This is a genomic window from Cellulomonas sp. EB106-03-03-XG116, from assembly GCF_058792015.1.
In genome coordinates, this window is the sequence record NZ_JBYTEP010000011.1 from 66,048 (window position 1) to 90,636 (window position 24,589).

Genomic DNA, 24,589 nt, shown 5'->3' on the forward strand with positions numbered 1-24,589 from the left:
GGCCGCCGCCACCTGGGTGAAGACCGTGGAGACGCGCGGCCTCGAGATTCGCCCGGACGGCCCACCGCCGGGCGATTCGGTGCCCGCGCGCGGGCCGGGTGAGGATGGCCCCCGTGCCGCCGTCCGCCCCTCCCGCCGCCGTTCCGCCCGGGCTCGACCCGGACGGGATCCGCGCGGACGTCGTCGACTGGTTCGCCGCGCACGCCCGCGACCTCCCCTGGCGGCACCCCGACCGGACGCCGTGGGGCGTGCTGGTCAGCGAGGTGATGCTCCAGCAGACGCCGGTCGTCCGGGTCGAGCCCGCCTGGCGCGCGTGGACCACCCGGTGGCCGACGCCCGCCGACCTGGCCGCCGCGAGCCCCGCCGACGTGCTGCGCGCCTGGGACCGGCTCGGCTACCCCCGGCGCGCGCTGCGGCTGCAGGAGTGCGCGCGGGCGGTGGTCGAGCGGCACGGCGGCGTCGTGCCGTCCGACGAGGACGCCCTGCTCGCGCTGCCCGGGATCGGGTCGTACACGGCGGCGGCGGTGCGGGCGTTCGCGTTCGGGCTGCGCTCGGTGGTGCTCGACACCAACGTGCGGCGGGTGCTCGCGCGGGTGGCCGAGGGCGCCGCGCTGCCGGCCCCCGCGCTGACCGTCGGGGAGCGTCGGCTGGCCGAGGCGTTCGTGCCCGCGGACGACGACGGAGCCGCGCGCTGGGCGGCGGCCTCGATGGAGCTGGGCGCGCTGGTGTGCACCGCCCGGGCACCGCGGTGCGAGGCCTGCCCGGTCGCCGACCGGTGCGCGTGGCGCCTGGCCGGCAAGCCCGACGACGCGCACGCCCTCCGGCGCCGCACGCAGAAGTGGGCCGGCACCGACCGGCAGGTGCGCGGGCGGATCATGGCGCTGCTGCGCGAGGCGCTGGAGCCGGCGCCGGCCGAGGCGGTCGCGGCGGTGTGGCCCGACGACGTCCAGCGGGACCGCTGCCTCGCCGGGCTGCTGGTCGACGGCCTGGTCGAGCAGGTCCCGGGCGAGGACGCGGAGCGCCCGCGCTACCGCCTGCCCGCGGGGGCTGGCTAGAGGTCGACGATCATCCGGGTGTTGCCCAGGGTGTTCGGCTTCACGCGGGCCAGGTCGAGGAACTCCGCGACCCCGTCGTCGTGGGACCGCAGCAGCTCGGCGTACACCTCGGGCGGGACCGCGGGACCGGCGATCGTGCCCCAGCCGTGCGCGGCGAAGAAGTCCACCTCGAAGGTGAGGCAGAACAGCCGGCTCAGCCCGAGCTCCCGGCCCCGGTCGGTCAGCCCCTCGAGCAGCGCGTGCCCCACGCCCCGCCCGCGCCACGCGCGCGCCACGGCGAGCGTCCGGATCTCCGCGAGGTCCTGCCACATGACGTGCAGGGCGCCGCAGCCGATGAGCGTGCCGTCCGGCGCCTCGGCGACCTGGAACTCCTGGATCGCCTCGTAGTAGCCGACGAGCTCCTTGGCGAGCAGGATCCGCTCGTCCGCGTACGGCTGCACGAGGTCGCGGATGCCGCGGACGTCGGCCGGGAGGGCCGGTCGGACCCGGTAGCCGGGCTGGTCGGGCGGGGTGGCGGGGGTCGACGGCGCGGCGGGGTCGGTCACGCCCACAACCTACGACGGGCACCGTCGCCGGCGCCCGCCGGGTCCACGCCGGCGGTCAGCCCGCCGCGGCGGCGCCGGCGTCGTCCGGGACGTCCGCGGCGCCCGGCGGGCCGGGCACGTCCAGCACGTCCGGCACCTCCGCCGTGCCCGCCGCGTCAGGCACGTCCCGCGCGCCCAGCGGGTCCGGCCCCGACGCCCCCAGCTCCGCGGCCCCCGCCCGCGCGCGGCGCACCTCGGTCCCGCCGAGCCCGAGCACCCGCAGCGCGGCGTCGCCGACCAGCGGCGCCACGTCCTGGGCGACGGCCCGGCCGCCGGAGCGCCGGGCGGCGATCACGGTCTCGACCAGCCCGAACACGAGCGTCGCCTCCGCCGGCCGCTCGGACTCGGGTCGCCCGAGGACCGCGGCGACCAGCGCGTCGTACCGCGCGCGCAGCCGCGACCGCTCCGCGCGGAACTCCGCGAACGCCTCGCCCTCCACCTCGGGCAGCTGCATGAGCCCGCCGATGTTCACCGGCCCGTGGGCGAGCCAGCGGGCGTCGGCGTCGCACAGCGCCCAGAGCCGGGCCGCCGGGTCGCCCGGGGCGTCGAGCAGCTCGTCGGCCAGGTCGAGGGACGGACGCACGGTGTCGAGCAGCAGGGTCCGCAGCAGGACGTCCTTGCCGCGGAAGTGGTGGTAGATCGACGCCTGCTTCACCCCGGCGCGCTCGGCGATCGCGTAGGTGGAGGTGGCCGTGTACCCGACGCTGCTGAACAGCGCCGCCGCCGCGGCGAGCACGTCGCCCCGGGTGTCGCGGGAGTCCGCGGCGCGCGGCCGCCCGGGCCGGGCGGCGGGACGTGCCGCGTCGGGGGTGGGGGCCGTCATGCGCGCGGACGGTAGCAGCCGCGCGTCACCGGGATGTTGCGCGCGCGCCCGTCCCGCCGCCCGCCCCGCGCGCCCGCACGCCCGACCCGGACCGCGCGAGCTCCAGCAGCCGCGCCGCCGTCCGCTCGTCGACCACCAGGTCGGTCATCGTCCCCGCCCGGAGCGCGGCGAGCAGCGGCACCGCCTTGTTGTCCCCCGCCACCGCGCACAGCCGCCGCGGGATGCGCCGGAGCTGCTCGGGCGACGGCCCGGTCGCGCGCGCGTTCAGCGGCACGTCCTGCCACGACCCGTCCGCCCGCAGGAACACCGTGCACACGTCGCCGACCACGGACTGCTCGTGCAGCAGCTCGACGTCGTCGTCGTCCAGGTAGCCGGCGGAGTAGACGTGGCTCGGCACCGACCCGGTCACCGAGCCGACCGAGAAGAGCGCGATGTCGGCGCGCGCCTGCTCGTCGAGCACGCGGCGCACGGACCGCTCCCGCCACATCGCCTGCTTGGTCTCCGGGTAGTCGAAGAACGCGGGCACCGGGAAGTGGTGCACGGTGGCGCCGAACGCGCTGCCGAACGACGCGATCAGGTCGCTCGCGTACTCGATGCCGGAGGTCCGGGTGTTGGCCGCGCCGTTGAGCTGCACGACGACGCTCCCGTGCGTGGCCTTGGGCGGCAGCCGCCGGGACACCGCCGCGAGCGTCGTCCCCCAGGCGACGCCGAGGATCATGTCGGAGTCGAACCACGAGGCGAGCAGGCGCGCGGTCGCGCGGGCCACCTGGTCGAGGGTGTCCGCCGGCTCCCCGGAGTCCGGGACGGGCACGACGTAGGTGTCGATGCCGAAGGCGGCGGAGATCGACCGCCCCAGGCTCGGCGCCCGGGTGCTGGACGGGCGGAGGGTGATCTCGACCAGGCCCGTCTCCCGGGCCCGCTTCAGCAGCCGCGAGACCGTCGACCGCGAGGTGTGCAGGTGCCGCGCGATGACGTCCATCTTCACGTCCTGCAGGTAGTACATGGACGCCGCGCGCAGCACGTCCTGCTCCCGGTCGGTCATCGTCGACCTCCTCGTCCGGGACCTCAGTCCCTGCACATTCGTGCACTGCGGTTGCGCGTCTGTTCGCAACGTGACGACGATAGCGAACAGACAGGACCGAGGTCCCAGTCTGCGGGGCCACGAGCGCCCGCGGCCAGGGCACCGACGGCCGGGAGGCAAGACCGCGATGGAGCTGACATGAGGACCGCAGCACTGACCCCTCGCCTGCGTGACGACGCGCTGGCGGCCCTGCGAGCGACCACGGAGGGCGGGCCGGAGCTCGACGTCCTCGTCATCGGCGGCGGCGTCACCGGCGCCGGCATCGCGCTGGACGCGGTCACCCGCGGCCTGTCCACCGCCGTCATCGACGCCCAGGACTGGGCGTCCGGCACCTCCAGCCGGTCGAGCAAGCTCGTGCACGGCGGCCTGCGCTACCTGCAGATGCTCGACTTCCACCTGGTGCGCGAGGCCCTGACCGAGCGCGACCTGCTCATCAGCGACCTCGCCCCGCACCTGGTCAAGCCGGTGCCGTTCCTGTACCCGCTCGAGAACCGGGTCTGGGAGCGCGCGTACGTCGGCGCCGGCATCGCGCTGTACGACACGCTGGCCAGCGTCAACGGGCGCAAGCGCGCCATGCCGCTGCACCAGCACGTCACCCGCAAGGGCCTCGAGCGCAAGTTCCCGGACCTCCGCCACGACGCCGCGGTCGGCGCGATCCAGTACTGGGACGCGAACGTCGACGACGCCCGCCTGGTCTCGACCCTGATCCGCACCGCCGCGTCCTACGGCGCGCACGCCGCCTCCCGCACCCAGGTCGTCGGCCTCACGACCACCTCGGGCGGCGCGGTCACCGGCGCCGAGCTCGTCGACCTCGAGACCGGCGAGCGCCTCACCGTCCGCGCGCGGCACGTCATCAACGCCACGGGCGTCTGGACCGAGCAGACCGAGTCACTCGCGGGCACCGAGGGCGGCCTCCGGGTCCTCGCCTCCAAGGGCATCCACATCGTCGTGCCGCGCGACCGCATCGCCGGCAACGTCGGCCTCATCCTGCAGACCGAGAAGTCGGTGCTGTTCGTGATCCCGTGGTCCCGCTACTGGGTGATCGGCACCACCGACACCCCGTACGAGCAGGACCTCGTGCACCCGGTGGCCACCAGCGAGGACATCGACTACGTCATCGACCACGCGAACGCGGTGCTGTCCCGGCCGATCACCCGCGAGGACGTCATCGGCACCTGGGCCGGCCTGCGCCCGCTGCTGCAGCCGGGCACCAAGGAGGGCACCTCGTCCGCCAAGGTCTCCCGCGAGCACACCGTCGCCTCCCCGACCCCGGGCCTGACGGTCATCGCGGGTGGCAAGCTGACCACCTACCGCGTGATGGCCAAGGACGCGGTCGACTTCGCGATCGGCTCCCGGGCCACCACGCTGCCGTCGATCACGCACAAGATCCCGCTGGTCGGCGCCGAGGGCCTCGAGGTCCTGCAGCGCCAGGCCCGCGACATCGGCAGCCGGTACGGCTGGGACCGGGGCCGCATGGACCACCTCCTGCACCGGTACGGCTCCCTGCTCGGCGAGCTGCTCGAGATGGTGGACGAGGACCCGTCGCTCGGGCAGCCGGTCCCCGGGGCGGCCGCGTACATCGGCGCCGAGATCGCCTACGCCGTCACGCACGAGGGCGCCCTGCACCTCGACGACGTGCTCATGCACCGCACGCGCCTCAACTACGAGGTGGCGGACAAGGGCGTCAGCGCGCTGGACGCGATCGCGGACATCATCGCGCCGCGGCTCGGCTGGGACGACGCCACCCGGGCCCGGGAGATCGACGCCTACCGGCAGCGCGCCGCCGCCGAGCAGGCCGCCGCCGAGAAGACGGACGACGCCGCCGCCCAGGCCGCGCGCGACGCCGCCGAGGACCTCGCGCCGCTGCTGCCGCTCGACGCCGACCCGGTCCGGCCCGGTACCAAGCCGGGTTCGTCGCCCCACACCCCTGCCACTGCCGGTCCGGCAGGGACATGATCAGTACCACCTAGCGGTCCCCCGGCCGCGCCCCGCCCGGTCGGTCCTCGACCGGGCGGGACCCTGCGAGACAACGACGTCCGTCAAGAAAGAGGTCGACCGTGGAGTCCATCTCGATCGGAGAAGCGATGCTCTCCGAGTTCCTCGGCACCGCCATCCTGCTCCTCCTGGGTGCGGGTGTCGTCGCCAACGTGATCCTCCCGAAGACGAAGGGTTTCGGCGGCGGCTGGCTGCTGATCAACTTCGGGTGGGGCCTCGGCGTGTTCACCGCCGTCTACGTGGCCTTCAAGTCCGGTGCGCACCTCAACCCCGCGGTGACGCTGGGCATCTGGGCCGCCGGCAAGGACGAGTTCGCCCCGGGCATCGAGGTGAACGCCGCCAACGGCTTCCTGTACATCACGGCGCAGTTCGCCGGCGCCGCCGTCGGTGCGGCCCTGGCCTACCTCACCTACAAGAAGCACTTCGACCAGGACGCCGACCCCGGCATCAAGCTCGCGGTGTTCTCGACCGGCCCGGAGCTGCGCTCCTACGGCTGGAACTTCCTCACCGAGGTCGTCGCCACGTTCGTCCTGGTGTTCTGGGTGGTCATCAGCGGCAACACGCCCGCCCAGATCGGCCCGCTCGGCGTCGCGCTCGTCGTGGTCGCGATCGGCGCCAGCCTCGGTGGCCCCACGGGGTACGCCATCAACCCGGCCCGTGACCTCGGCCCGCGCATCGCGCACGCCCTGCTCCCGATCCGCGGCAAGGGCTCGTCCGACTGGTCGTACGCCTGGGTGCCGGTGCTCGGCCCCGCGGTCGGCGGCATCCTCGGCGGCCTCCTCGCCATGACCATCGGCTGGGTCGCCTGACCGTCCTGCCCTGAGCGGACGCCCGCCCGTGACGCGGGCGGGCGTCCCCTCCTCCGCGACGCCCCTCGTCGCGGCCCGCTCGTCGCGGCCCCCGGCCGCACCGTTCCCGGCAGCGCCGCCCCCCGCGGTGCCGCCACCCGCCCCCGGGCGGGTCAGACCGACGCGAAGGAAGCACCATGTCCGAGCAGTACGTGATGGCGATCGACCAGGGCACCACCTCGACGCGGGCGATCATCTTCGACCACGGCGGCCAGATCGTGTCCGTCGGCCAGACCGAGCACCAGCAGATCTTCCCGAAGGCCGGCTGGGTCGAGCACGACCCCAACGAGATCTGGATGAACACGCGCGAGGTCGTCAGCCTCGCGCTGTCCCGCGCGAACAAGACGCACTCCGACCTGGTCGCGGTCGGCATCACGAACCAGCGCGAGACCGCGGTGGTCTGGGACCGGACCACCGGGCAGCCCGTCTACAACGCGATCGTCTGGCAGGACACCCGCACCCAGAAGATCTGCGACGACCTCGCGGCCCTCGGCGGCGGCGCCGAGCGCTACAAGGAGCGCGTGGGCCTGCCGCTGGCGACCTACTTCTCCGGCCCGAAGATCCGCTGGATCCTCGACAACGTCGAGGGCGCCCGCGAGAAGGCGGAGCGCGGCGAGCTGGCGTTCGGCAACACCGACTCGTGGGTGCTGTGGAACATGACGGGCGGCGTCGACGGCGGCGTGCACGTCACGGACGTCACCAACGCGTCCCGCACCATGCTGATGAACGTCGACTCGCTCACCTGGAACGAGGAGATCGCGGCGGAGATGGGCGTGCCGCTGTCCATGCTCCCGGAGATCCGGTCCTCCTCCGAGGTCTACGGCCACGGGCGCCAGGGCGGCTTCGTCCCGGGCGTGCCGATCGCCGGCATCCTCGGCGACCAGCAGGCGGCGACCTTCGGCCAGGCGTGCTTCGAGGTCGGCACGGCCAAGAACACCTACGGCACCGGCAACTTCATGCTGCTGAACACCGGCACCGAGCCCGTCCAGTCCAAGAACGGCCTGCTCACCACCGTCGCGTACAAGATCGGCGACGCCCCGCAGGTCTACGCGCTCGAGGGCTCGATCGCGGTCACCGGCTCCCTCGTGCAGTGGCTGCGCGACAACCTGGGCATGTTCACCGACGCCCCGGACATCGAGTACCTGGCCAGCAAGGTCGACGACAACGGCGGCGCGTACTTCGTGCCGGCGTTCTCCGGCCTGTTCGCCCCGTACTGGCGCTCGGACGCCCGCGGTGCCCTCGTCGGCCTCACCCGGTACGTCAACCGCAACCACATCGCCCGCGCGGCGCTGGAGGCCACCGCCTTCCAGACCCGCGAGGTGCTCGACGCGATGAACGCGGACTCCGGCGTCGACCTGACCGAGCTCAAGGTGGACGGCGGCATGACCGCCAACAACCTGCTCATGCAGTTCCAGGCCGACATCCTCGACGTCCCGGTCATCCGGCCGAAGGTCGCCGAGACCACGGCGCTCGGCGCCGCGTACGCCGCGGGCATCGCGGTCGGGTTCTGGAACGGCGAGCAGGACGTCCGCGACAACTGGGCCGAAGGCGCGCGCTGGACCCCCGACCTGGCGTCGGACGAGCGCGACCGGCAGTACCGGCTCTGGAAGAAGGCCGTGCAGAAGACCCTCGACTGGGTCGACGACGACGTGCGCTGACGCCGCACCTCCCCCGCGGTCGCCGGTGCGCCGGCGGCCGCGGGGACCGCACCGACCGGGACGGCCCCGCCCCCCTCAGCTCGAGGGGGCGGGGCCGTTCGCCGTGTGCGGGTCCGGGGCCGACGCGGTCAGCGGTCGACGCGGGCCGAACCGCCGCCGGCGAGCTTGAGGACCTCGGCCCTCGACGCCATCGTCGTGTCGCCCGGGGTGGTCATCGCGAGCGCGCCGTGCGCGGCGCCCCACTCGACGGCGGTCGCGAGCGGCTGCCCGTCCAGCAGGCCCGCGGCGAGCCCCGACGCGAACGAGTCCCCGCCGCCCACCCGGTCGAGGATCTCCAGGCCCGGGCGGTGCGTGGCACGGACCAGACCCTCGTCCCGCGACCAGGCGATGGCGCCCCAGTCGTTGACGGTGGCGCTGCGGACGGTGCGCAGGGTGGTGGCGATGACCCGGAAGTTCGCGAACTCCGCCGCGACCCGGTCGATCATCGCGGCGAACGAGTCGACCTCGATCTCGGAGATCTGCTCGTCGACCCCCTCGACCTCGAACCCGAGGGCCGCGGTGAAGTCCTCCTCGTTGCCGATCATCACGTCGACGTGCCGGGCGATCTCGCGGTTGACCTCCTGCGCCCGGGCCGTCCCGCCCGTCGCGCGCCACAGGCTGGGGCGGTAGTTGAGGTCGTAGGACACGACGGTCCCGTACCGCTGCGCGGCGGTGACCGCCGCGACCACGGTCTCGGCGGCGGTCTCGGACAGCGCGGCGTAGATGCCACCGGTGTGCAGCCACCGGACCCCGAGGTGGCCGAACAGGTGGTCCCAGTCGACGTCGTCCGGCGCGAGCTGCGACGCGGCGGTGTGCCCGCGGTCGCTCACACCCACGGCGCCCCGGACGCCGAACCCGCGCTCGGTGAAGTTGAGTCCGTTGCGGACCTCGCGCCCGATGCCGTCGTACGGCAGCCAGCGCAGGAACGACGTGTCGACCCCGCCCTGCAGGATCAGGTCCTCGACCAGGCGGCCGACCTCGTTGTCCGCGAGCGCCGTGACGACCGCGGTGCGCAGGCCGAACGCCCGGCGCAGGCCGCGGGCGACGTTGTACTCGCCGCCGCCCTCCCAGGCGCGGAACTGCCGGGCCGTGCGGATGCGGCCCTCGCCGGGGTCGAGGCGGAGCATGACCTCGCCGAGGGAGACGGCGTCGTAGCGGCACTCGGTGGCGGGGCGGATCGGCTGCGGCATGGGGGTTGCGCTCCTTCGGGGGCGTCGCGTGGCGTTGCGGGGGCGTGGCGGGACGTCGCGGGCGGGCGGGTCAGGGGCGCAGGCGGGTGGCGAGCGCGACGGCGTCGGCGACGAGGGTCCGCACCCCGGCGAGGTCGCCGGCGCGCACCCGGTCGCGCGGCACCATCCACGAGCCGCCGACCGCGGCGACGCACGGCAGCGCCAGGTACTGGTCGAGGTTGCCGGGGCCGACGCCGCCGGTCGGCACGAACCGCACGCCGCCGAACGGCGCCGCGAGCGCCGCGATCGCCGCGCTGCCGCCCGAGGTGCCGGCCGGGAAGAACTTGACGGTGTCGAGGCCGAGCTCGAGCGCGGCCTGCACCTCCGTCGCGGTGACCGCGCCGGGCAGCACCGGGACGCCGTGCTCCTGGGCGCGCTCCACGACCGCGCGGGACGTGCCCGGCGAGACGAGGTACTGCGCCCCCGCGGCGACGGCGGCGTCGACCTGCGCGGGCGTGACGACCGTGCCCGCGCCGACCAGCACGTCGCCGCCCCGGTCCGCGATCGCCCGGATCGCCTCCGCCGCTGCGGCGGTGCGGAACGTGACCTCGGCGACCGGGAGGCCGCCGCCGACGAGGGCGTCGGCCAGCGGGCCGGCGTCGCGGGCCTCGTCGAGGACCACCACGGGCACCAGCCGGTGCGCCGCGAGCCGGTCGAGCACGTCTGCCATGTCGGGCTCCTTCGTCCTGCGTTCCGCTGGGCGCAACGTGCGCTGCGCTGTGCGCACCAATCGTGGCACACGGCGGCGCACGGCGGCAACGCCGGGTGGCGCGGAGGCGGGGCGGGCGAGGGCGGTGCCCGCCGGGTTCGGTGGCTCCCGCCGGGTTCGGTGGCTCCCACCGGGTTCGGTGGCTCCAGGCACCGAACTGGGCTGGACCCACCGAACCCGCGCCGTCGCGAGCGACCGCCGGCGGCCGGGCCTCAGGCCGGGGGCAGCGCCAGGCCCGGCGGCAGCAGCGGCGGCACGACCGCGCGGACCCGCCCGTGCACCTCGGCCCGGCGCTCCGCGGTCATCCGGTCCGCCGGGGCCGTGACGCTGAGCGCCGCGACCGGCCGGGACCCGCGCAGCAGCGGCACGCCCAGGCAGGCGATGCCGGGCTCGTTCTCCTCGACCTCGACGGCGTAGCCGCGGCGGCGGGCGGCGGCGAGCTCGTCGGCCAGGCGCCCGGCGTCGACCCGGCCGGCGGGCTGCACGGCCCCGACGTACCCGGCGAGCGCCGCGGCCGGGGTGTCGCCGAACGCGAGCATCGCCCGGCCGAGCGCGGTCGTCGCCGCCCAGTTCCGGCGGCCGACGGCGGACCACACCCGGACGGGCCGCTCGGGCTCGACCTTGTCGAGGTACACCACCTGCGCGCCGCTCAGCACACCGAGGTGCACGAGCTCGTCCGTGGCCGCGCACAGCGCGACGAGGGCGCCGTGCAGCCGGGCGGGCAGGTCGTCCTCCGCGAAGTACCGGTCGGCGAGCCCGAGCGCCGCCGGCCCGAGGCCGTACCGGCCGCTCGCCGGGTCCTGCGCGACGTAGTCGCGGTGCCGGAGCGCGGCAAGCGAGCGGTGCACGGTCGTCTTGTGCACGCCCAGGGCGGCGGACAGGTCCGCGAGCCCCGCGCCCGCCGGGCCCGCCGCGGCGACGGCCTCAAGCGTGCGCAGGGCGCGGTCGACGCTCTCGACCGGCGACGCCGCGGGCCCCGCCGCGTCCGTCCGGGCCCGCGCGCCGGCGCCCGCGCCGCTCGTCTCCTCCGCCACGGCGCCCACCCTACGGGCGGCGCGGCCGGACCCGCGCCGGCCGGCCGGACCCGCGCCGGCCCGCCGGACCCGCGCCCGGGTCAGCCGCCGAGCGCCGTGATGAACCAGCGCGCCACCGTGAAGTAGATGACCAGCCCGGTGCCGTCGACCAGCGTCGTGATGAGCGGCCCGGAGCCGACCGCGGGGTCGAGCCCGGCCTTGCGCAGCAGCAGGGGCAGCAGCGACGCGATCATCGACGCCCACAGGATGATCGCCCCCGCGGCGACGGCGACGGTCAGCGCGACCTCGCCCCCGACCCCGAGCGTCCAGGCCCGCACCCAGCCGACCCCCGCGATCGTCGCGGCCGCGAGGAAGCCGGCCGTGACCTCCTTGCGCACCACCCGGCCCGCGTCCCGCAGCCGGACGCTGCCGGTGGCCATCGCCCGGATGACGGTGGCGGTGATCTGGGTGCCCGCGTTGCCGCCCGCGCCGATCAGCAGCGGCACGAACAGCGTCAGCGCGATGACGGTCTCGAGCTCGTCCTCGTAGTGCTGCAGGACGCTGCTGGTGATCGTCGCGGTCACGAACAGCACCAGCAGCCACACGATCCGCTTGCGCCACAGCAGCAACGGCGACGCCCGCAGGTACGGCACGTCCATCGGCGCGGCGCCGCCCTGGCGCACCGCGTCCTCGGTGGCCTCCTCCTCGACGATGTCCGCGACGTCGTCGCCGGTGAGGACGCCCAGCAGCTGCCCGTCCGCGACCACGGGGAGCACCGCGAGGTGGTGGTCCTGGAGCAGCCGGGCCGCGCGCTCCTGGTCGGCGGTCGGCTCGACGGTCACGACGTCCTCGCGCATGAGGTCGGCGATCAGCAGCTCGGGCGCGGCCAGCACGAGGTCGCGGAACGACACCACGCCCAGCAGCGCGGGCCCGCCTGGCGCGACCGGCTCGCTCGTCACCCAGACCTCGGCGCTGTCGGCGGTGGCCTCGGGCTGGGCGCGCAGCGCGTCGACGGCCTCGCGGACCGTCATCGTCGGGCGGACCGTGGCGACCTCGGGGTTCATCCGCGCCGCGGCCGAGTCGTCGGGCCAGGCCAGCAGCCCCCGCACCACGGCGGACCGCACGACGCGCATCGCGCCGAGCACCGCGGCACGCTCGCCGTCGGGCAGCGCGCGCAGCAGCTCGGCGGCCTCGTCGGGGTCGAGGCTGTCGACCAGCCCGGCCGCCACCTGGGCCGGGACGACGTGCAGCACCTCGGCGGCGGCGTGCGGGTCGAGGGTGCCGAGCAGGTCGTCGGCGGTCGCGGGGTCGAGCAGGCCGACGAGCGCGCGGACCTGCGCGTCGGACAGGTCGGCGAGCTGGTCGGCGCGGCGCCGGGGGTCGGGGGTCTGCTCGAGCCAGACCTCGACGGCGCGGCGGCTGCCGACGGCGACGACGTCGTGCAGGTCGAGCGGCGTCTGGTCGCGGCCGTCGGGGCGGCGGGCGAGGACGGGGGCGTGGCGGGTCATGGCGCGCTCCTTCGTGGGGAGGCCGCGGCGGGGCGTCCCCGTGGCACCCCGGCACGGCCGCGTGCTCGGGACGCACACCGGGCGGCGCACGGACCGGGCGGCACCGGGCGGTCGCGGGCCGGGGTGCGGCACCGTCGCCGGCGCGGGACGCCTCGGGCGGAGGCGGCGCGCGCCGGGGGCGGCACGGCACGGTCGGTCGCGGCCGCGGCGGGCGCGGTCGGCGGGTGCCTGCCGACGCGGGCCGGTCCGGCGCGGGGTGCGGCCGGGCGGTCGGACGTCGGGCGGGCGGGGACGTCACGGCGCGGGGCGGTGACGGGTTCGATGCGCCGCATCGGGGCGGCGCGGGCGCCGCGTCGGGCGGCGCCGGTGCTCCGCCGACGCCGGCCGGGCCTCGGCGCGCGGGACCCTCGCGCCCCTCCGGGCGGCTCAGGCCCGCGCGCGCAGCACGACGGGCGTCGACGGATGCCGACTACTCGCGGTGTCGTCCATCGCGTCCACCTCCTCGCCGTCGTGCGGGTCGGGCCGGTCAGGCCCCGCAGGCACCCTAGACCTGGTGCTGTGCGGTGCCAACCCCGTGTGACGGAGGTCGCCCGGGCCCGAGCGGGCCGGCGCGCGGCGACCCCTCGGAGGTGCTCCCGGCCCTGTGGACGACGGGCGGGGAGGGTGGGTGCCCGCCGCTAGGGTGGACGGCGTGACGCAGGCATGGGACGACGAGTGGCCGCTGCCGGACGAGCCGCCGTACGACCCGGCCGAGGAGCCGCCCTACGACCCCGGGCCCGCGACGCGGGGGTCCGGGCCCGCCGGGGCCGCGGTCCGCTCCGGGGACGCGGCCCGCTCCGCCCGCACCGCACCGCCCTCCGCCGACCGCTCGGCCGCCGCGCACGGCGACCCCGCCGCCGCCCGCCCGGTCGAGCACCCGGCGCACGACGCGACCACCGGCCGCGCGCCCCTCGAGGTGCTGCAGGAGGTCTGGGGCTACGACGCGTTCCGCGGCGAGCAGGCGGACATCATCGACACCGTGGTCGGCGGGGGCGACGCCCTCGTCCTCATGCCGACCGGCGGCGGCAAGTCGCTCTGCTACCAGGTGCCGGCGCTCGTCCGGGCCGGGACCGGCGTGGTGGTCTCGCCGCTCATCGCCCTCATGCAGGACCAGGTCGACGCGCTGTCGGCGCTCGGCGTGCGAGCCGGCTTCCTCAACTCGACGCAGGACCTCGGCCAGCGCCGGGACGTCGAGCGGGCGCTGCTGGACGGCGAGCTGGACCTGCTCTACCTGGCCCCCGAGCGGCTGCGGGTGCCGGAGACCATGGCGCTGCTCGACCGGGCGACGATCAGCCTGTTCGCGATCGACGAGGCGCACTGCGTGTCCCAGTGGGGGCACGACTTCCGGCCGGACTACCTCGGCCTGTCGGTGCTGCACGAGCGCTGGCCGGGCGTCCCCCGCATCGCCCTGACCGCGACGGCCACGGCGGCGACCCGCACCGAGATCGCCGAGCGCCTGGAGCTCACCGACGCCCGGCAGTTCGTCGCGTCGTTCGACCGGCCGAACATCCAGTACCGCATCGCGCCCAAGGCCAGCCCGCGGAACCAGCTCCTCGACCTCATCCGGTCCGAGCACGCGGGCGACTCCGGGATCGTCTACTGCCTGTCGCGGAACTCCGTCGAGCAGACCGCCGAGTTCCTGTCGTCCCAGGGCGTGCCCGCGCTGCCGTACCACGCGGGCCTCGACCGCCAGGTGCGCGCACGGAACCAGTCCCGGTTCCTGCGGGAGGACGGCCTCGTCATGGTGGCGACCATCGCGTTCGGCATGGGCATCGACAAGCCCGACGTCCGGTTCGTCGCGCACCTCGACCTGCCCAAGTCCGTCGAGGGCTACTACCAGGAGACCGGCCGCGCCGGTCGTGACGGGCTGCCGTCGACCGCGTGGCTGGCCTACGGGCTGCAGGACGTCGTGCAGCAGCGGCGGATGATCGACACCTCCGAGGGCGACGCCCAGCACCGGCGCCGGCTGTCCGCGCACCTGGACGCCATGCTCGCGCTGTGCGAGACGGTCACCTGCCGCCGGGTCCAGCTGCTCGCGTACTTCGGCCAGGACGCGGAGCCGTGCGGCAACTGCGACACCTGCCTGTCGCCGCCGACGACGTGGGACGGCACGGTCCCCGCGCAGAAGCTGCTGTCGACCGTCGTCCGGCTGGAGCGCGAGCGGAACCAGCACTACGGCGCCGGGCACCTCGTCGACATCCTGCTCGGCAAGCGCACCGCGCGGATCGAGCAGCTGGGCCACACCGAGCTGTCGACGTTCGGCCTCGGCGCCGACCTGTCCGACGCGCAGTGGCGCGGGGTCGTGCGGCAGCTGCTCGCGCAGGGCCTGCTCGCGGTGGACGCCGACGGCTACGGCACGCTCCGGCTGACCCCGGCGAGCGCCGAGGTGCTGCGCGGCGACCGCCCGGTGCCGCTGCGGGAGGAGACGCGGACGACCCGCTCGCGGTCCCGGTCGGGCTCCGGCGCGGGGTCGGGCGGGCGCGCGGCCGCGGCGGCGCAGGCGGCGGCCGAGCTCGGCGACGACGCGGCCGCGGTGTTCCAGCGGCTGCGCGCCTGGCGGGCCGCGGCGGCGAAGGAGCAGGGCGTGCCCGCCTACGTCGTGTTCCACGACGCCACCCTGCGCGAGATCGCGACCGCCCGGCCCGCCGACCTGGACGCGCTGTCCCGGATCGGGGGCGTCGGCGCGGCCAAGCTCGACCGGTACGGCCCCGGCGTCATCGCGACGCTGGAGGGCCGCGAGCCCCCGACGGCCGAGGAGGTCGCGCGCGACGCGGCGTCGGTCGGGCTGTTCGCGGACGACGACGCACCGGCGGGCGGCGCCGACGCCTGATGCTCGCCGTCCTCTCGGCGCTGGGCACGATCGCGGTCGTCGTCGCAGCGGGCTGGTTCGTGGGCCGCACCGGGGTGCTCGGCGAGAACGCCCAGCGGGTGCTCGCCGCCACCGCGTTCACGGTCGCGACCCCCGCGCTGCTGATCGAGACGATCGGCCGGGCGGACCTGGGGCTGCTGCTGTCGCGGTCGGCGGTGGTCACCTTCGCCACCACGACGGTCGTGGCGCTGGTCGCCGCGGTCGTGCTCGGGCTGATCCGGCGGCGGACCTCGGGCGACGTCGTCGTCGGCGTGCTCGCCTCGTCGTACGTCAACGCCGGGAACATCGGCATCCCGCTGACCGCCTACCTGCTCGGCAGCGTGGTGTCCGTGGTCCCGCCGACGCTCTACCAGCAGCTCGTGCTCGGACCGATCGCGATGGTGGTGCTCGACGCCCGCCGCCGGGCCCGCGACGGGGTGGTCGCCGGGGCCGCGCCGGCCGGGGCCCTGGGGACGCTGCGCTCCGTGCTCCGCCGCACGCTGCGGAACCCGGTCATCATCGGCACGCTCACCGGGATCGCCCTCGCCGCGCTGCCGTTCTCGCTGCCGACCGTGGTGTTCCAGCCGCTCAAGCTGCTCGGCGCGGCAGCCCCGCCGCTCGCCCTCCTGACGTTCGGCATGTCGCTCGCGGTCCCGCGGGTCGGCGGCGAGCAGGCGCCGCGGGGCGACGTCGCGCTGGTCGCGGTGCTGCGGGCCGTGGTGCACCCGGCGCTCGCGATCGGGCTGGGGACGCTGCTGGGCCTGCGGGGCGACGCGCTGCTGGCCGTCGCGGTGGTGTCGGCGCTGCCGACCGCGCAGAACGTGCTCGTGTACGCGATCCAGTACCGGCAGGGCACCGCGCTCGCCCGGGACGCGGGCCTGGTGACGACGGTCCTGGCGGTGCCGTCGCTCCTGGTGATCGCGGCCGTCCTGGGCTGACGCCGCGGCTGGTGCCTGCGGCCCGCTGAGGCCCCCGCTCCGGCGCGGCCTTCAAGCCGGGCCGCGCCCGGCGGGCGCAGCGCGCCACGTGGGTCCGCGAGATCGGTGGTTCCGCACGAGATCGGTCGTTCCAACCACCGATCTCGGCCCGAACCGCCGACCTCGGCGCCAGCGCTGCTTCCAGATAGGACCGTGCCGCCGAGATAGGGTCCTGGAAGGTGCGATCTCGGCGGCACGGTCCTATCTCGGCGCGCGAGCACGGGAGCGCGGGCGCACGGCGTACGGGAGCCGAGGGCCGGTTCGGGCGGCGCGGCACGTCGTGGGGCGGCGCCGACGGCCCGGGCGGCCCCGCGGCCGACGCGGCGGCCCCCGGCCCCGCGCGGGTCAGCGGCCGGCGTCGGCGCGGGCGATCGCGGCGTCCAGGGCCGCCAGGTACGCCGCCGTGGCCTCGCGGCGGATGTTGTGGCCGGCCTCCGGGAACGGCACGTGCGTGAGTCGGTCGCCCAGGACCTCCGCCGCCCGTGCTGCCTGACGCTGCGTGACGACGCCGAGCCCCGGCCCCGCGGTCAGCAGCGTGACCGGCACCCGCACGTCCGCGAGCGCCTCGACCCAGTCCCGGCCGAGCCAGTCGTGCGGGACCTCGGCGAGCCGCGGGTCGACCCGGGCCTTCGCCTCGGCCCAGCCGAGGACCTCCTCCTCCGACCACCGGGGGTTGTCGAGCCGGCCGCGCGCGGCGATCTGCTCGACGGTGCGGCCCTGGACGGCGGCGATCGCCGGGGCGAGCCAGTCCGGGACACCGCCCGGGCCCCGCCCCGCCGCACCGCCCGCCGCCGCGACGCCGACCACCGACGCGTCCGCTCCCGGCGCGTCCGCGCCCTCGGCGTCCGCCGCCACCCATGCCGGGTCCTCGAGCACCAGGCCGGCGACGAGCTCGGGCGCGGCCAGCGCCAGCTCCTCCGCCGTCACCCCGCCCATCGAGTGGCCGACGACGAGCGCCGGCCCGAGGTCGAGCGCCCGCAGCGCCTCGGCGGCGTCGGCGGCCAGCGCGGCGACCGTGAACGGCTCGTCGGGCAGCGGCGTGCCGCCGTGGCCGCGCGCGTCGAGCGCGACGACCCGCCGGCCGTCGCGCGCGTACCGCGGCAGCACGGTCGGCCAGCAGGTCGACGCGTCGGTGAGCCCGTGCAGCAGCACGACCGGCACCAGCCGCCCGGCAGCCCCGGCCCCGGCCGCGCTCGGCGTCACCGGCGGGCGGTCCCGTCCACGGCGTGCGGCTCGATCGCCGCGATCTCCTCCGCCGTGAGCGGCTCGGCCCGGAGCGCGGCGACGTTGTCCTCCAGCTGCGCCACCGACGACGCCCCGATCAGCGCCGACGTGACCCGCTGGTCGCGCAGCACCCAGGAGAGCGCGAGCTGCGCGAGCGACTGGCCCCGCGCCTCCGCGATGCCGTTCAGGGCCCGCGCCCGCGCCAGGTAGGTGTCGCCGATCTGCTCGGGCGACAGGAACCGGCTGGTCGCGGCCCGCGAGTCCGCCGGCACGTCGCCCGACAGGTACCGCCCGGTGAGCAGCCCCTGGGCGAGCGGGGAGAACACGATCATCCCGATGCCGAGGTCGCCGACGGCGTCCAGCAGCGACTCGGTCTCCCCCTCGGCGACCTGCTCGACGTGCCGGTTGAACATCGAGTACGACGGCTGGTGGATGAGCAGCGGGGTGCCGAGGTCGGCGAGGATCCGCGCGGCCTCGCGGGTGGCCGACGGCGAGTAGTTCGAGATGCCCGCGTACAGCGCCTTGCCGCTGGTCACCGCGGTGTGCAGCGCGCCCATCGTCTCCTCGAGCGGCACGGAGGGGTCCGGCCGGTGCGAGTAGAAGACGTCGACGTAGTCCAGGCCGAGCCGGCGCAGCGACTGGTCGAGCGACGAGAGCAGGTACTTGCGCGAGCCGCCGTCGCCGTACGGGCCGGGCCACATGTCGTAGCCGGCCTTGGACGAGATGACGAGCTCGTCGCGGTACGGGCCGAGGTCCTGCACGAGGTGCCGGCCGAAGTTCTCCTCCGCGGAGCCGTACGGCGGGCCGTAGTTGTTCGCGAGGTCGAAGTGCGTGATGCCGAGGTCGAACGCCCGGCGGAGCACCGCGCGCTGGGTCTCCAGCGGGTTCACGTCGCCGAAGTTGTGCCACAGGCCCAGGGACAGGGCGGGCAGGTCGAGCCCGCTGCGCCCGGTGCGGCGGTAGGGCATCGCGTCGTACCGGTCGTCGGCGGCACGGTAGACAGGGATCGTCGGCATCGTCGTCCTCTCGGGGCTGCGGGGCGCTCGCCCCACGCCCCCACGCTAGCCCCCGCCACCGACGTCCACGCAGGTCGCGGACCCGGGCGTGGACCCCCGCGCGACCGGTGAGAGGATCACCGGCGTGCTGCACGTCGTGTTCTTCGAGCCCCGCATCCCCGGCAACACCGGCAACGCCATCCGCCTGGCCGCCGCCACCGGGGCGACGCTGCACCTCGTCGAGCCGCTCGGCTTCGTCATGGACGAGCCCCGGCTCAAGCGGGCCGGCCTCGACTACCACGACCTCGCGCACGTGGTCGTGCACCCCGACCTCGACGCCTGCACGGCCGCCCTCGCCGGGTCGCGGGTGTTCGCGTTCACCACGCACACCGAGCGCCGGTACACCGACGTGGAGTACCGGGACGGGGACGTGCTGATGTTCGGCCCCGAGCCGACCGGCCTGCCGCCCGAGGCGCTGCAGCACCCGGCGGTGACGGACCTGCTGCGCATCCCCATGCAGCCCGGCCGCCGGTCGCTCAACCTCACCAACGCGGCGTCCACGGCTGTCTACGAGGCCTGGCGGCAACTAGGCTTCCCGGGCGGGATCTGACGGGTCGCCGGATCCGGTCTCATCCACCGGACCCCGCCGTGCGAGGAAGCACAGGCTTCGGCATGCTCGCCCGCGTCCTGCCGTCGTCCGAGGGGGTCCGTCGTGGCCATCAGCAACCGCAGCGTGCTGCGCCGCAAGTCTGTCGAGGACTCGCTGGCGTCGGTCGAGGACCCGGACCGGTCCCTCAAGCGCTCGCTCACGGCCTGGGACCTCGCGGTCCTCGGCGTCGCCGTCGCGGTCGGCGCGGGCATCTTCTCGGTGGGCGCGACCGCGGCCGCGAACTACGCCGGCCCGGGCGTGATCATCTCGTTCCTCATCGCCTCGGTCGTCTGCGCGCTGGCGATCATGTGCTACGCCGAGTTCGCCTCCACGCTGCCCGTCGCCGGGTCGGCGTACACGTTCTCCTACGCCACCGCGGGCGAGCTCGTCGCGTGGATCATCGGCTGGGACCTGATCCTCGAGATGCTGCTGGCCGCGGCCGTCATCGCGAAGTTCTGGGGTGTGTACCTGTCGGACGCGTTCGGCCTGTTCGGCATCGACGTGCCGACCACGCTCGAGCTCGGGCCGGTCGACCTCGACTGGGGCCCGGTGCTGGTCGTCGCGGTGTTCACCGCGCTGCTCGCCGTCGGCACCAAGCTCAGCACGCGCGTGAACAGCATCTTCACGATCATCAAGGTCGCGATCACGCTGTTCGTCATCGTCGCCGGGTTCTTCTACGTGCGCGCCGAGAACTACTCGCCGTTCATCCCGCCGTCGCAGCCCGCGGAGTCGGCGTCCGGCCTGGAGCAGCCGCTGTTCGGCTTCCTGTCCGGCTTCGACCCGTCGCAGTACGGCGTCATGGGCATCCTGTCCGGCGCGGCCCTGGTGTTCTTCGCGTTCATCGGCTTCGACGTCGTGGCGACCACCGCCGAGGAGACGAAGAACCCGCAGCGCGCGGTGCCCCGCGGCGTCCTGGGCGGCCTGGCGATCGTCACCGTGCTCTACATCCTGGTCACCGTCGTCGTCACCGGCATGGTGTCCTACACCGACCTCGCCGCGTCCGACTCGCCCTCGCTGACGACCGCGTTCGTGCTGGTCGGCGCCGACTGGGCGGGCAAGGTGATCTCGATCGGCATCCTCATCGGGCTGACGTCCGTGATCATGGTGCTGCTGCTCGGCCTCACCCGGATCGTGTTCGCGATGAGCCGCGACGGCCTGCTCCCCCGCGGCATCTCCCGCACCTCGCACCGGTACAAGACCCCGATCCGGCTGCAGGTCGGCGTCGGCATCATCGTCGCCCTCATCGCCGGCCTCTCCGAGGTCGAGCGCCTGGAGGAGATGATCAACATCGGCACGCTGTCGGCGTTCGTGCTGGTGAGCTTCGGCATCCCGATCCTGCGCCGCACCCGCCCCGACCTGAAGCGCGGGTTCCGGGTGCCGTGGTCGCCGGTGCTGCCGATCCTGGCCGGCGTCGCCTGCCTGTGGCTGATGACCAACCTGACGGTGCTCACCTGGGTCCGGTTCGCGGCCTGGCTGGCCGTCGGCCTCGTGATCTACGCCGTGTACTCGTACCGGCACTCGCGGGTCGGCAAGGGCGAGGCGCCCGACCCCGCCGACGACCTGCCCGCCCCCGCCGGCGGGCACTGACCCCGACGACGGAACCAGGAGCACGGGCGATGGCGTCGCTCGCGGACCGGCCGCGGTTCCACGCCGAGACCGTCGAGGACTGGCGCGCCTGGCTCGCGGAGCACCACGCCACCTCGGACGGCGTGTGGCTGGTGCGGTGGAAGCCCGGGTCGGGCCGGCCGACGTTCGGCTACGAGGAGATGGTCGCGGAGGCGCTGGCCGTCGGCTGGATAGACGGCCAGGCCTGGGCACCCGACCCGGACAGCACCCGGCAGTGGTTCGCGCCCCGGCGCCGCGGCAGCGGCTGGTCCCGGCTGAGCAAGGAGCGGGTGGCCCGGCTCGAGGCCGCCGGTCGGATGGGCCCGGCCGGGGCCGCCGTCGTGGCCGCCGCGCGGGCGGACGGCTCGTGGACGCTGCTGGACGACGTCGAGGACCTGGTCGTGCCGCCGGACCTCGCCGCCGCGCTCGAGCCGCTGCCGGGGGCCCGGACGCACTGGGACGGGTTCCCGGCGAGCACGCGCAAGGTGATGCTGCGGTGGCTGGTCGACGCCCGGCGCCCCGAGACGCGGGCGGCCCGGGTGGCCGAGGTGGCGGCGCGGGCGGCGGAGGGCGTGCCGGCCCGACGGTGACGCGTCGTCGGGGTCGCGCGAGGCCGCCCCGGGGCGGGTGCCCGCGCGCCGGCGTCGACCAGACCGAGGTCTCCGCCGCCGCCCGCCGCCGGGTCAGCCCCGCGGGACGCCCTGGCGGACCCGCTCCGCGAGCGCCTCGTACGTCGAGCCCGGCCCCTCCCAGCGCGACTCGACGAACCACGTCGCCCCCGCCTCGGCGAGCGCCGCCGCGTGGTCCTGCGCCTCGGCGGGGTCCGCGGGCAGGACCCCCTGCAGGACGATCTCGTAGGGACCGGCGTCGGGGGCCCGGTGCTCGCGCACCCACGCGGCGATCTCCGCGACCTCCGCGGGGCCGAGCTCGTCCATCGCGCGGTCGCCGCGCAGCTGCGGGACCAGGCCGTCGTACCGCACCGCCCGCCCCATGGACCGCTCGCTGGGGTAGGCGCCGACCACCCAGATCGGCACGCGCGGGCGCTGCACCGGCCGGGGCCGGAACCGCAGGTCGGTGACGTGGTGGTGCGTGCCCTGGTAGGAGAACGTCTCCCCGCCGAACGCCAGGTCGAGGATCGCGAGGTGGTCGTCGAGGAGCTCGGCGCGCTCGCGCGTGCTCGTGAGCTCGCCCTCGACGCCCGCGAACGCGCGGTCGACCGGCACGCCCAGGCCCGCGGGGATCACGAGGCGGCCGCCCGAGAGGTGGTCGACCGTCAGCGCCTGCCGCGCGACGACCCACGGCCGGCGCCGCGGCAGCGCGAACACCAGCGCGCCCAGCGTGATCCGCTCGGTGCGGACGGCGGCGGCCGCCAGCACCGCCCACGGGTCCCACACGTCGCCGTCGACCCCGATGTCGACCCCGTCCCACGTGAAGTAGCCGTCCCAGCCCGCGTCCTCCGCCTCGGCCGCCAGCCCCACGAGCTGGTCGACCGTGCCGAACGTCCCGACGATGCCGAACCTCATCGCGTCCCCCTCGCCGCCGTGCCCGCACGTGCCCACCCGGTCGTCGACCGGGGTCGTGCGTCCGACGGTACCGACGGCCTCCGACACGTCCCGGGGCGGGGGTGCGGGGCGGACCCCTCGCGGCGCGGCGGTGAGCGGCGGCCGCCCGTCGTACCGTGGGCGGCGCCCCGCCCCGACCGCGCCACCAGGAGCCGCCCGTGTTCACCACCCGCCCCGAGCTCGTCGGCACGCACGGCATGGTCGCCTCGACGCACTGGCTCGCCAGCGCCGTGGGGCAGTCCGTGCTCGAGCGGGGCGGCAACGCGTTCGACGCGGCCGCGGCGGCCGGGTTCACGCTGCAGGTGGTCGAGCCGCACCTGAACGGCCCGGGCGGCGACGCGCCGATCATCGGGCATCGGGCCGCGGACGGGCACACGTTCGTCGTCTGCGGCCAGGGCACGGCGCCGGCGGCTGCGACGATCGAGGCGTACACCGACCAGGGGCTCGACGTCGTCCCGGGCACCGGGCACCTCGCCGCGGTCGTGCCCGGGGCGTTCGGCGCGTGGCTCGACCTGCTCGCGCGGTACGGCACCCTGCCGCTGGCCGACGTGCTCTCCCCGGCGATCGGCTACGCCCGCGACGGCTACCCGCTGGTGCCGGCGGCCGTGCGGACGATCCGGACGGTCGAGCGGCTGTTCGCCGAGCACTGGCCGACGTCCGCCGAGGTGTACCTGCCCGGCGGCGCCGCGCCCGAGGCCGGCGCCCGGTTCCGGAACCCGGCGCTGGCCGACACCTACGAGCGGGTGCTCGCCGAGGCGCGCGCCGCGGGCGCGGACCGGCTGGCGCAGATCGACGCGGCGCGGCGGGCGTTCTACGAGGGGTTCGTCGCGGAGGCGATGGCCGCGTTCGTCCGGGAGCCGGTCCTCGACTCGTCCGGATCGGCGCACGCGGGGCTCCTGACGGCGGCCGACCTCGCGGCGTGGCGGGCCACCGAGGAGCCGACCGTCGCCGTCGACTTCGCGGGCGTGCAGGTGCACAAGACCGCGGCGTGGGGCCAGGGGCCGGTGCTGCTGCAGCAGCTGCGGATGCTGGAGGAGCTCGGCGTCGCCGACGCGGACCTCGGGTCGGCGGAGCTGGTGCACACCGCGCTGGAGGTGACCGACCTGGCGTTCGCCGACCGGGAGGCCTGGTACGGCGACCCGGCCGACGGGGACGTGCCGATCGAGGCCCTGCTGTCCCGGTCGTACGCGGCGGAGCGGGCGCGGCTGGTCGGGCCGACGGCGTCCGACGGGGTGCGCCCGGGGTCGCCCGGCGGGCGCGCGCCGCGGCTGGCCCGGCTGTTCGGGGAGCCGGTGGCCGGCCCGGACGGGGTGCCGGTGTGGCCGGGGCGGTACGAGGACGCCGCGGACGGGCCGGCGCTGGGGACGGGCGAGCCGACGCGCGGGCCGGAGCGCGGGCCGGGGCCGACGGGCGCGGCCGCCGTCGACGGGCCGGCGCTCGACGTCCGCCCGTCCGGGGAGACCCGGGGCGACACCTGCCACGTCGACGTCGTCGACCGCTGGGGGAACATGGTGTCGGCCACGCCGTCGGGCGGCTGGCTGCAGAGCTCGCCGGTCGTTCCGGGCCTCGGGTTCGGCCTGCCGACCCGTGCGCAGATGTTCTGGCTCGAGCCCGGGCTGCCGTCGTCGCTCGCGCCGGGCCGCCGGCCGCGGACGACGCTGAGCCCGGGACTGGTGCTGCGGGACGGCGGCGGCTTCGCGTTCGGCACCCCCGGCGGCGACCAGCAGGACCAGTGGACGGTCCCGTTCCTGCTGCACCACCTGATCGGCGGGCTCGACCTGCAGGCGGCGATCGACGCGCCGGGGTGGCACTCCACGCACGTGCCGTCGTCGTTCCACCCGCGCACCAGCACCCGGCGCGGCGTCGAGGCCGAGTCCCGGCTCGGCGCGGACGTGCTGGCCGACCTCGGGCGGCGCGGGCACGTCGTGCGGGACGCGGGGCCGTGGAGCCTCGGCCGGGTCAGCGCCGCGGGCGTCCGGCCGGACGGGATGCTGCACGCGGGCGCCAACCCGCGCGGCATGCAGGGCTACGCCGCGGGGCGCTGACCTCTCGCCTCTCGCGGTCCCATCTGGGTCGCCCCGCCGCTGCCGCCCTGAGTGGAAGGGGGGGGGGGGGGGGGGGGGGGGGGGGGGGGGGGGAGGGGTACGT

At 76.0% G+C, this 24,589-nt stretch carries 20 protein-coding genes; 10 read left to right on the forward strand and 10 right to left on the reverse strand.

The features are described 5' to 3' along the window. Nucleotides 1-104: 104 nt before the first annotated feature. Complete coding sequence (locus AC3WUG_RS07060; RefSeq protein WP_492327027.1) at nt 105-1,055, forward strand: HhH-GPD family protein; 951 nt, start codon at nt 105-107, stop codon at nt 1,053-1,055. On the opposite strand, the gene AC3WUG_RS07065 is transcribed toward AC3WUG_RS07060, so the two are convergent. Genes AC3WUG_RS07065 through AC3WUG_RS07075 form a run of 3 tightly spaced genes read right to left on the reverse strand, consistent with a single transcriptional unit; the run spans nt 1,052 to nt 3,504 of the window. Then, a complete protein-coding gene (locus AC3WUG_RS07065; RefSeq protein WP_492327028.1) occupies nt 1,052-1,600 on the reverse strand; it encodes an amino-acid N-acetyltransferase in 549 nt (182 codons plus the stop codon). The two genes, AC3WUG_RS07060 and AC3WUG_RS07065, sit on opposite strands and share 4 nt — an antisense overlap. 55 nt (nt 1,601-1,655) lie before the next feature. After that, complete coding sequence (locus AC3WUG_RS07070; protein WP_492327029.1) at nt 1,656-2,462, reverse strand: TetR/AcrR family transcriptional regulator; 807 nt, start codon at nt 2,460-2,462, stop codon at nt 1,656-1,658. Between the two features lie 25 nt (nt 2,463-2,487). Beyond that, complete coding sequence (locus AC3WUG_RS07075) at nt 2,488-3,504, reverse strand: sugar-binding transcriptional regulator (protein WP_492327030.1); 1,017 nt, start codon at nt 3,502-3,504, stop codon at nt 2,488-2,490. A gap of 177 nt (nt 3,505-3,681) precedes the next feature. On the opposite strand from AC3WUG_RS07075, the gene AC3WUG_RS07080 reads away from it, so the two are divergent. The 3 genes from AC3WUG_RS07080 to glpK all read left to right on the forward strand — a co-directional run bounded on the left by AC3WUG_RS07080 (nt 3,682) and on the right by glpK (nt 8,044). Beyond that, nucleotides 3,682-5,499 carry a glycerol-3-phosphate dehydrogenase/oxidase gene (locus AC3WUG_RS07080; protein ID WP_217614425.1) on the forward strand — a complete coding sequence of 606 codons (1,818 nt, stop codon included), beginning with the start codon at nt 3,682-3,684 and terminating at the stop codon, nt 5,497-5,499. A gap of 128 nt (nt 5,500-5,627) precedes the next feature. Then, on the forward strand, nt 5,628-6,347 hold the full coding sequence (locus tag AC3WUG_RS07085) for an MIP/aquaporin family protein (protein WP_492327047.1): 720 nt from the start codon (nt 5,628-5,630) through the stop codon (nt 6,345-6,347). Between the two features lie 176 nt (nt 6,348-6,523). Beyond that, nucleotides 6,524-8,044 carry a glycerol kinase GlpK gene (gene glpK, locus AC3WUG_RS07090; RefSeq protein ID WP_492327031.1) on the forward strand — a complete coding sequence of 507 codons (1,521 nt, stop codon included), beginning with the start codon at nt 6,524-6,526 and terminating at the stop codon, nt 8,042-8,044. Nucleotides 8,045-8,172: 128 nt separating this feature from the next. Here the strand turns inward: glpK and AC3WUG_RS07095 are convergent, their stop codons facing one another. From AC3WUG_RS07095 to mgtE, 4 genes are all read right to left on the reverse strand, one after another. Continuing rightward, nucleotides 8,173-9,273 carry a sugar kinase gene (locus AC3WUG_RS07095; protein ID WP_492327032.1) on the reverse strand — a complete coding sequence of 367 codons (1,101 nt, stop codon included), beginning with the start codon at nt 9,271-9,273 and terminating at the stop codon, nt 8,173-8,175. Between the two features lie 70 nt (nt 9,274-9,343). After that, the gene (gene eda, locus AC3WUG_RS07100) at nt 9,344-9,982 is read right to left on the reverse strand and encodes a bifunctional 4-hydroxy-2-oxoglutarate aldolase/2-dehydro-3-deoxy-phosphogluconate aldolase (RefSeq protein WP_492327033.1); all 639 of its coding nucleotides are present in this window, start codon (nt 9,980-9,982) and stop codon (nt 9,344-9,346) included. A gap of 251 nt (nt 9,983-10,233) precedes the next feature. Next, nucleotides 10,234-11,055 (reverse strand): IclR family transcriptional regulator, encoded by an 822-nt coding sequence (locus AC3WUG_RS07105; RefSeq protein WP_492327034.1) that lies wholly within the window; start codon nt 11,053-11,055, stop codon nt 10,234-10,236. Nucleotides 11,056-11,135: 80 nt separating this feature from the next. After that, entirely contained in the window at nt 11,136-12,542 is a 1,407-nt protein-coding gene (gene mgtE, locus AC3WUG_RS07110) for a magnesium transporter (protein ID WP_492327035.1), read from the reverse strand. 691 nt (nt 12,543-13,233) lie between these two features. Between mgtE and recQ the strand changes: the two genes are divergently transcribed. Together recQ and AC3WUG_RS07120 are read left to right on the forward strand one after the other, a co-directional pair. Further along, complete coding sequence (recQ, locus tag AC3WUG_RS07115) at nt 13,234-15,411, forward strand: DNA helicase RecQ (protein WP_492327036.1); 2,178 nt, start codon at nt 13,234-13,236, stop codon at nt 15,409-15,411. Beyond that, nucleotides 15,411-16,367 carry an AEC family transporter gene (locus AC3WUG_RS07120; RefSeq protein ID WP_492327037.1) on the forward strand — a complete coding sequence of 319 codons (957 nt, stop codon included), beginning with the start codon at nt 15,411-15,413 and terminating at the stop codon, nt 16,365-16,367. Before recQ ends, AC3WUG_RS07120 begins: the two co-directional genes overlap by 1 nt. A 384-nt stretch (nt 16,368-16,751) precedes the next feature. On the opposite strand, the gene AC3WUG_RS07125 is transcribed toward AC3WUG_RS07120, so the two are convergent. Both AC3WUG_RS07125 and mgrA read right to left on the reverse strand, forming a co-directional pair. Then, nucleotides 16,752-17,609, reverse strand: coding sequence for an alpha/beta fold hydrolase (locus AC3WUG_RS07125; protein ID WP_492327038.1), 858 nt, complete (start codon nt 17,607-17,609; stop codon nt 16,752-16,754). Beyond that, complete coding sequence (mgrA, locus tag AC3WUG_RS07130) at nt 17,606-18,646, reverse strand: L-glyceraldehyde 3-phosphate reductase (RefSeq protein ID WP_492327039.1); 1,041 nt, start codon at nt 18,644-18,646, stop codon at nt 17,606-17,608. The genes AC3WUG_RS07125 and mgrA overlap by 4 nt, the downstream gene beginning before the upstream one ends. A 124-nt stretch (nt 18,647-18,770) precedes the next feature. Here mgrA and AC3WUG_RS07135 point away from each other — a divergent pair, with 124 nt between their 5' ends. The 3 genes from AC3WUG_RS07135 (at nt 18,771) to AC3WUG_RS07145 (ending at nt 21,469) form a co-directional block, all read left to right on the forward strand. Continuing rightward, nucleotides 18,771-19,235: a tRNA (cytidine(34)-2'-O)-methyltransferase gene (locus tag AC3WUG_RS07135; protein ID WP_492327040.1), complete on the forward strand. Its 465-nt coding sequence runs from the start codon at nt 18,771-18,773 to the stop codon at nt 19,233-19,235. A 102-nt stretch (nt 19,236-19,337) separates the two neighbouring features. Further along, a complete protein-coding gene (locus AC3WUG_RS07140; RefSeq protein WP_492327041.1) occupies nt 19,338-20,861 on the forward strand; it encodes an amino acid permease in 1,524 nt (507 codons plus the stop codon). A gap of 29 nt (nt 20,862-20,890) precedes the next feature. Then, complete coding sequence (locus AC3WUG_RS07145) at nt 20,891-21,469, forward strand: YdeI/OmpD-associated family protein (RefSeq protein ID WP_492327042.1); 579 nt, start codon at nt 20,891-20,893, stop codon at nt 21,467-21,469. 93 nt (nt 21,470-21,562) lie between these two features. On the opposite strand, the gene AC3WUG_RS07150 is transcribed toward AC3WUG_RS07145, so the two are convergent. Beyond that, the gene (locus tag AC3WUG_RS07150; RefSeq protein ID WP_492327043.1) at nt 21,563-22,402 is read right to left on the reverse strand and encodes an LLM class flavin-dependent oxidoreductase; all 840 of its coding nucleotides are present in this window, start codon (nt 22,400-22,402) and stop codon (nt 21,563-21,565) included. Between the two features lie 236 nt (nt 22,403-22,638). Between AC3WUG_RS07150 and AC3WUG_RS07155 the strand changes: the two genes are divergently transcribed. Beyond that, nucleotides 22,639-24,486 carry a gamma-glutamyltransferase family protein gene (locus AC3WUG_RS07155; protein WP_492327048.1) on the forward strand — a complete coding sequence of 616 codons (1,848 nt, stop codon included), beginning with the start codon at nt 22,639-22,641 and terminating at the stop codon, nt 24,484-24,486. The last annotated feature ends 103 nt before the right edge of the window (nt 24,487-24,589 follow it).

Coding starts and splice junctions, on each gene's coding strand:
- AC3WUG_RS07060 (WP_492327027.1), top strand. CDS start 105: ATGGCCCCCGTGCCGCCGTCCGCCCCTCCCGCCGCCGTTCCGCCCGGG.
- AC3WUG_RS07070 (WP_492327029.1), bottom strand. CDS start 2,462: ATGACGGCCCCCACCCCCGACGCGGCACGTCCCGCCGCCCGGCCCGGG.
- AC3WUG_RS07075 (WP_492327030.1), bottom strand. CDS start 3,504: ATGACCGACCGGGAGCAGGACGTGCTGCGCGCGGCGTCCATGTACTAC.
- AC3WUG_RS07080 (WP_217614425.1), top strand. CDS start 3,682: ATGAGGACCGCAGCACTGACCCCTCGCCTGCGTGACGACGCGCTGGCG.
- AC3WUG_RS07085 (WP_492327047.1), top strand. CDS start 5,628: ATGCTCTCCGAGTTCCTCGGCACCGCCATCCTGCTCCTCCTGGGTGCG.
- glpK (WP_492327031.1), top strand. CDS start 6,524: ATGTCCGAGCAGTACGTGATGGCGATCGACCAGGGCACCACCTCGACG.
- AC3WUG_RS07095 (WP_492327032.1), bottom strand. CDS start 9,273: ATGCCGCAGCCGATCCGCCCCGCCACCGAGTGCCGCTACGACGCCGTC.
- eda (WP_492327033.1), bottom strand. CDS start 9,982: ATGGCAGACGTGCTCGACCGGCTCGCGGCGCACCGGCTGGTGCCCGTG.
- mgtE (WP_492327035.1), bottom strand. CDS start 12,542: ATGACCCGCCACGCCCCCGTCCTCGCCCGCCGCCCCGACGGCCGCGAC.
- AC3WUG_RS07120 (WP_492327037.1), top strand. CDS start 15,411: ATGCTCGCCGTCCTCTCGGCGCTGGGCACGATCGCGGTCGTCGTCGCA.
- mgrA (WP_492327039.1), bottom strand. CDS start 18,646: ATGCCGACGATCCCTGTCTACCGTGCCGCCGACGACCGGTACGACGCG.
- AC3WUG_RS07145 (WP_492327042.1), top strand. CDS start 20,891: ATGGCGTCGCTCGCGGACCGGCCGCGGTTCCACGCCGAGACCGTCGAG.
- AC3WUG_RS07150 (WP_492327043.1), bottom strand. CDS start 22,402: ATGAGGTTCGGCATCGTCGGGACGTTCGGCACGGTCGACCAGCTCGTG.
- AC3WUG_RS07155 (WP_492327048.1), top strand. CDS start 22,639: ATGGTCGCCTCGACGCACTGGCTCGCCAGCGCCGTGGGGCAGTCCGTG.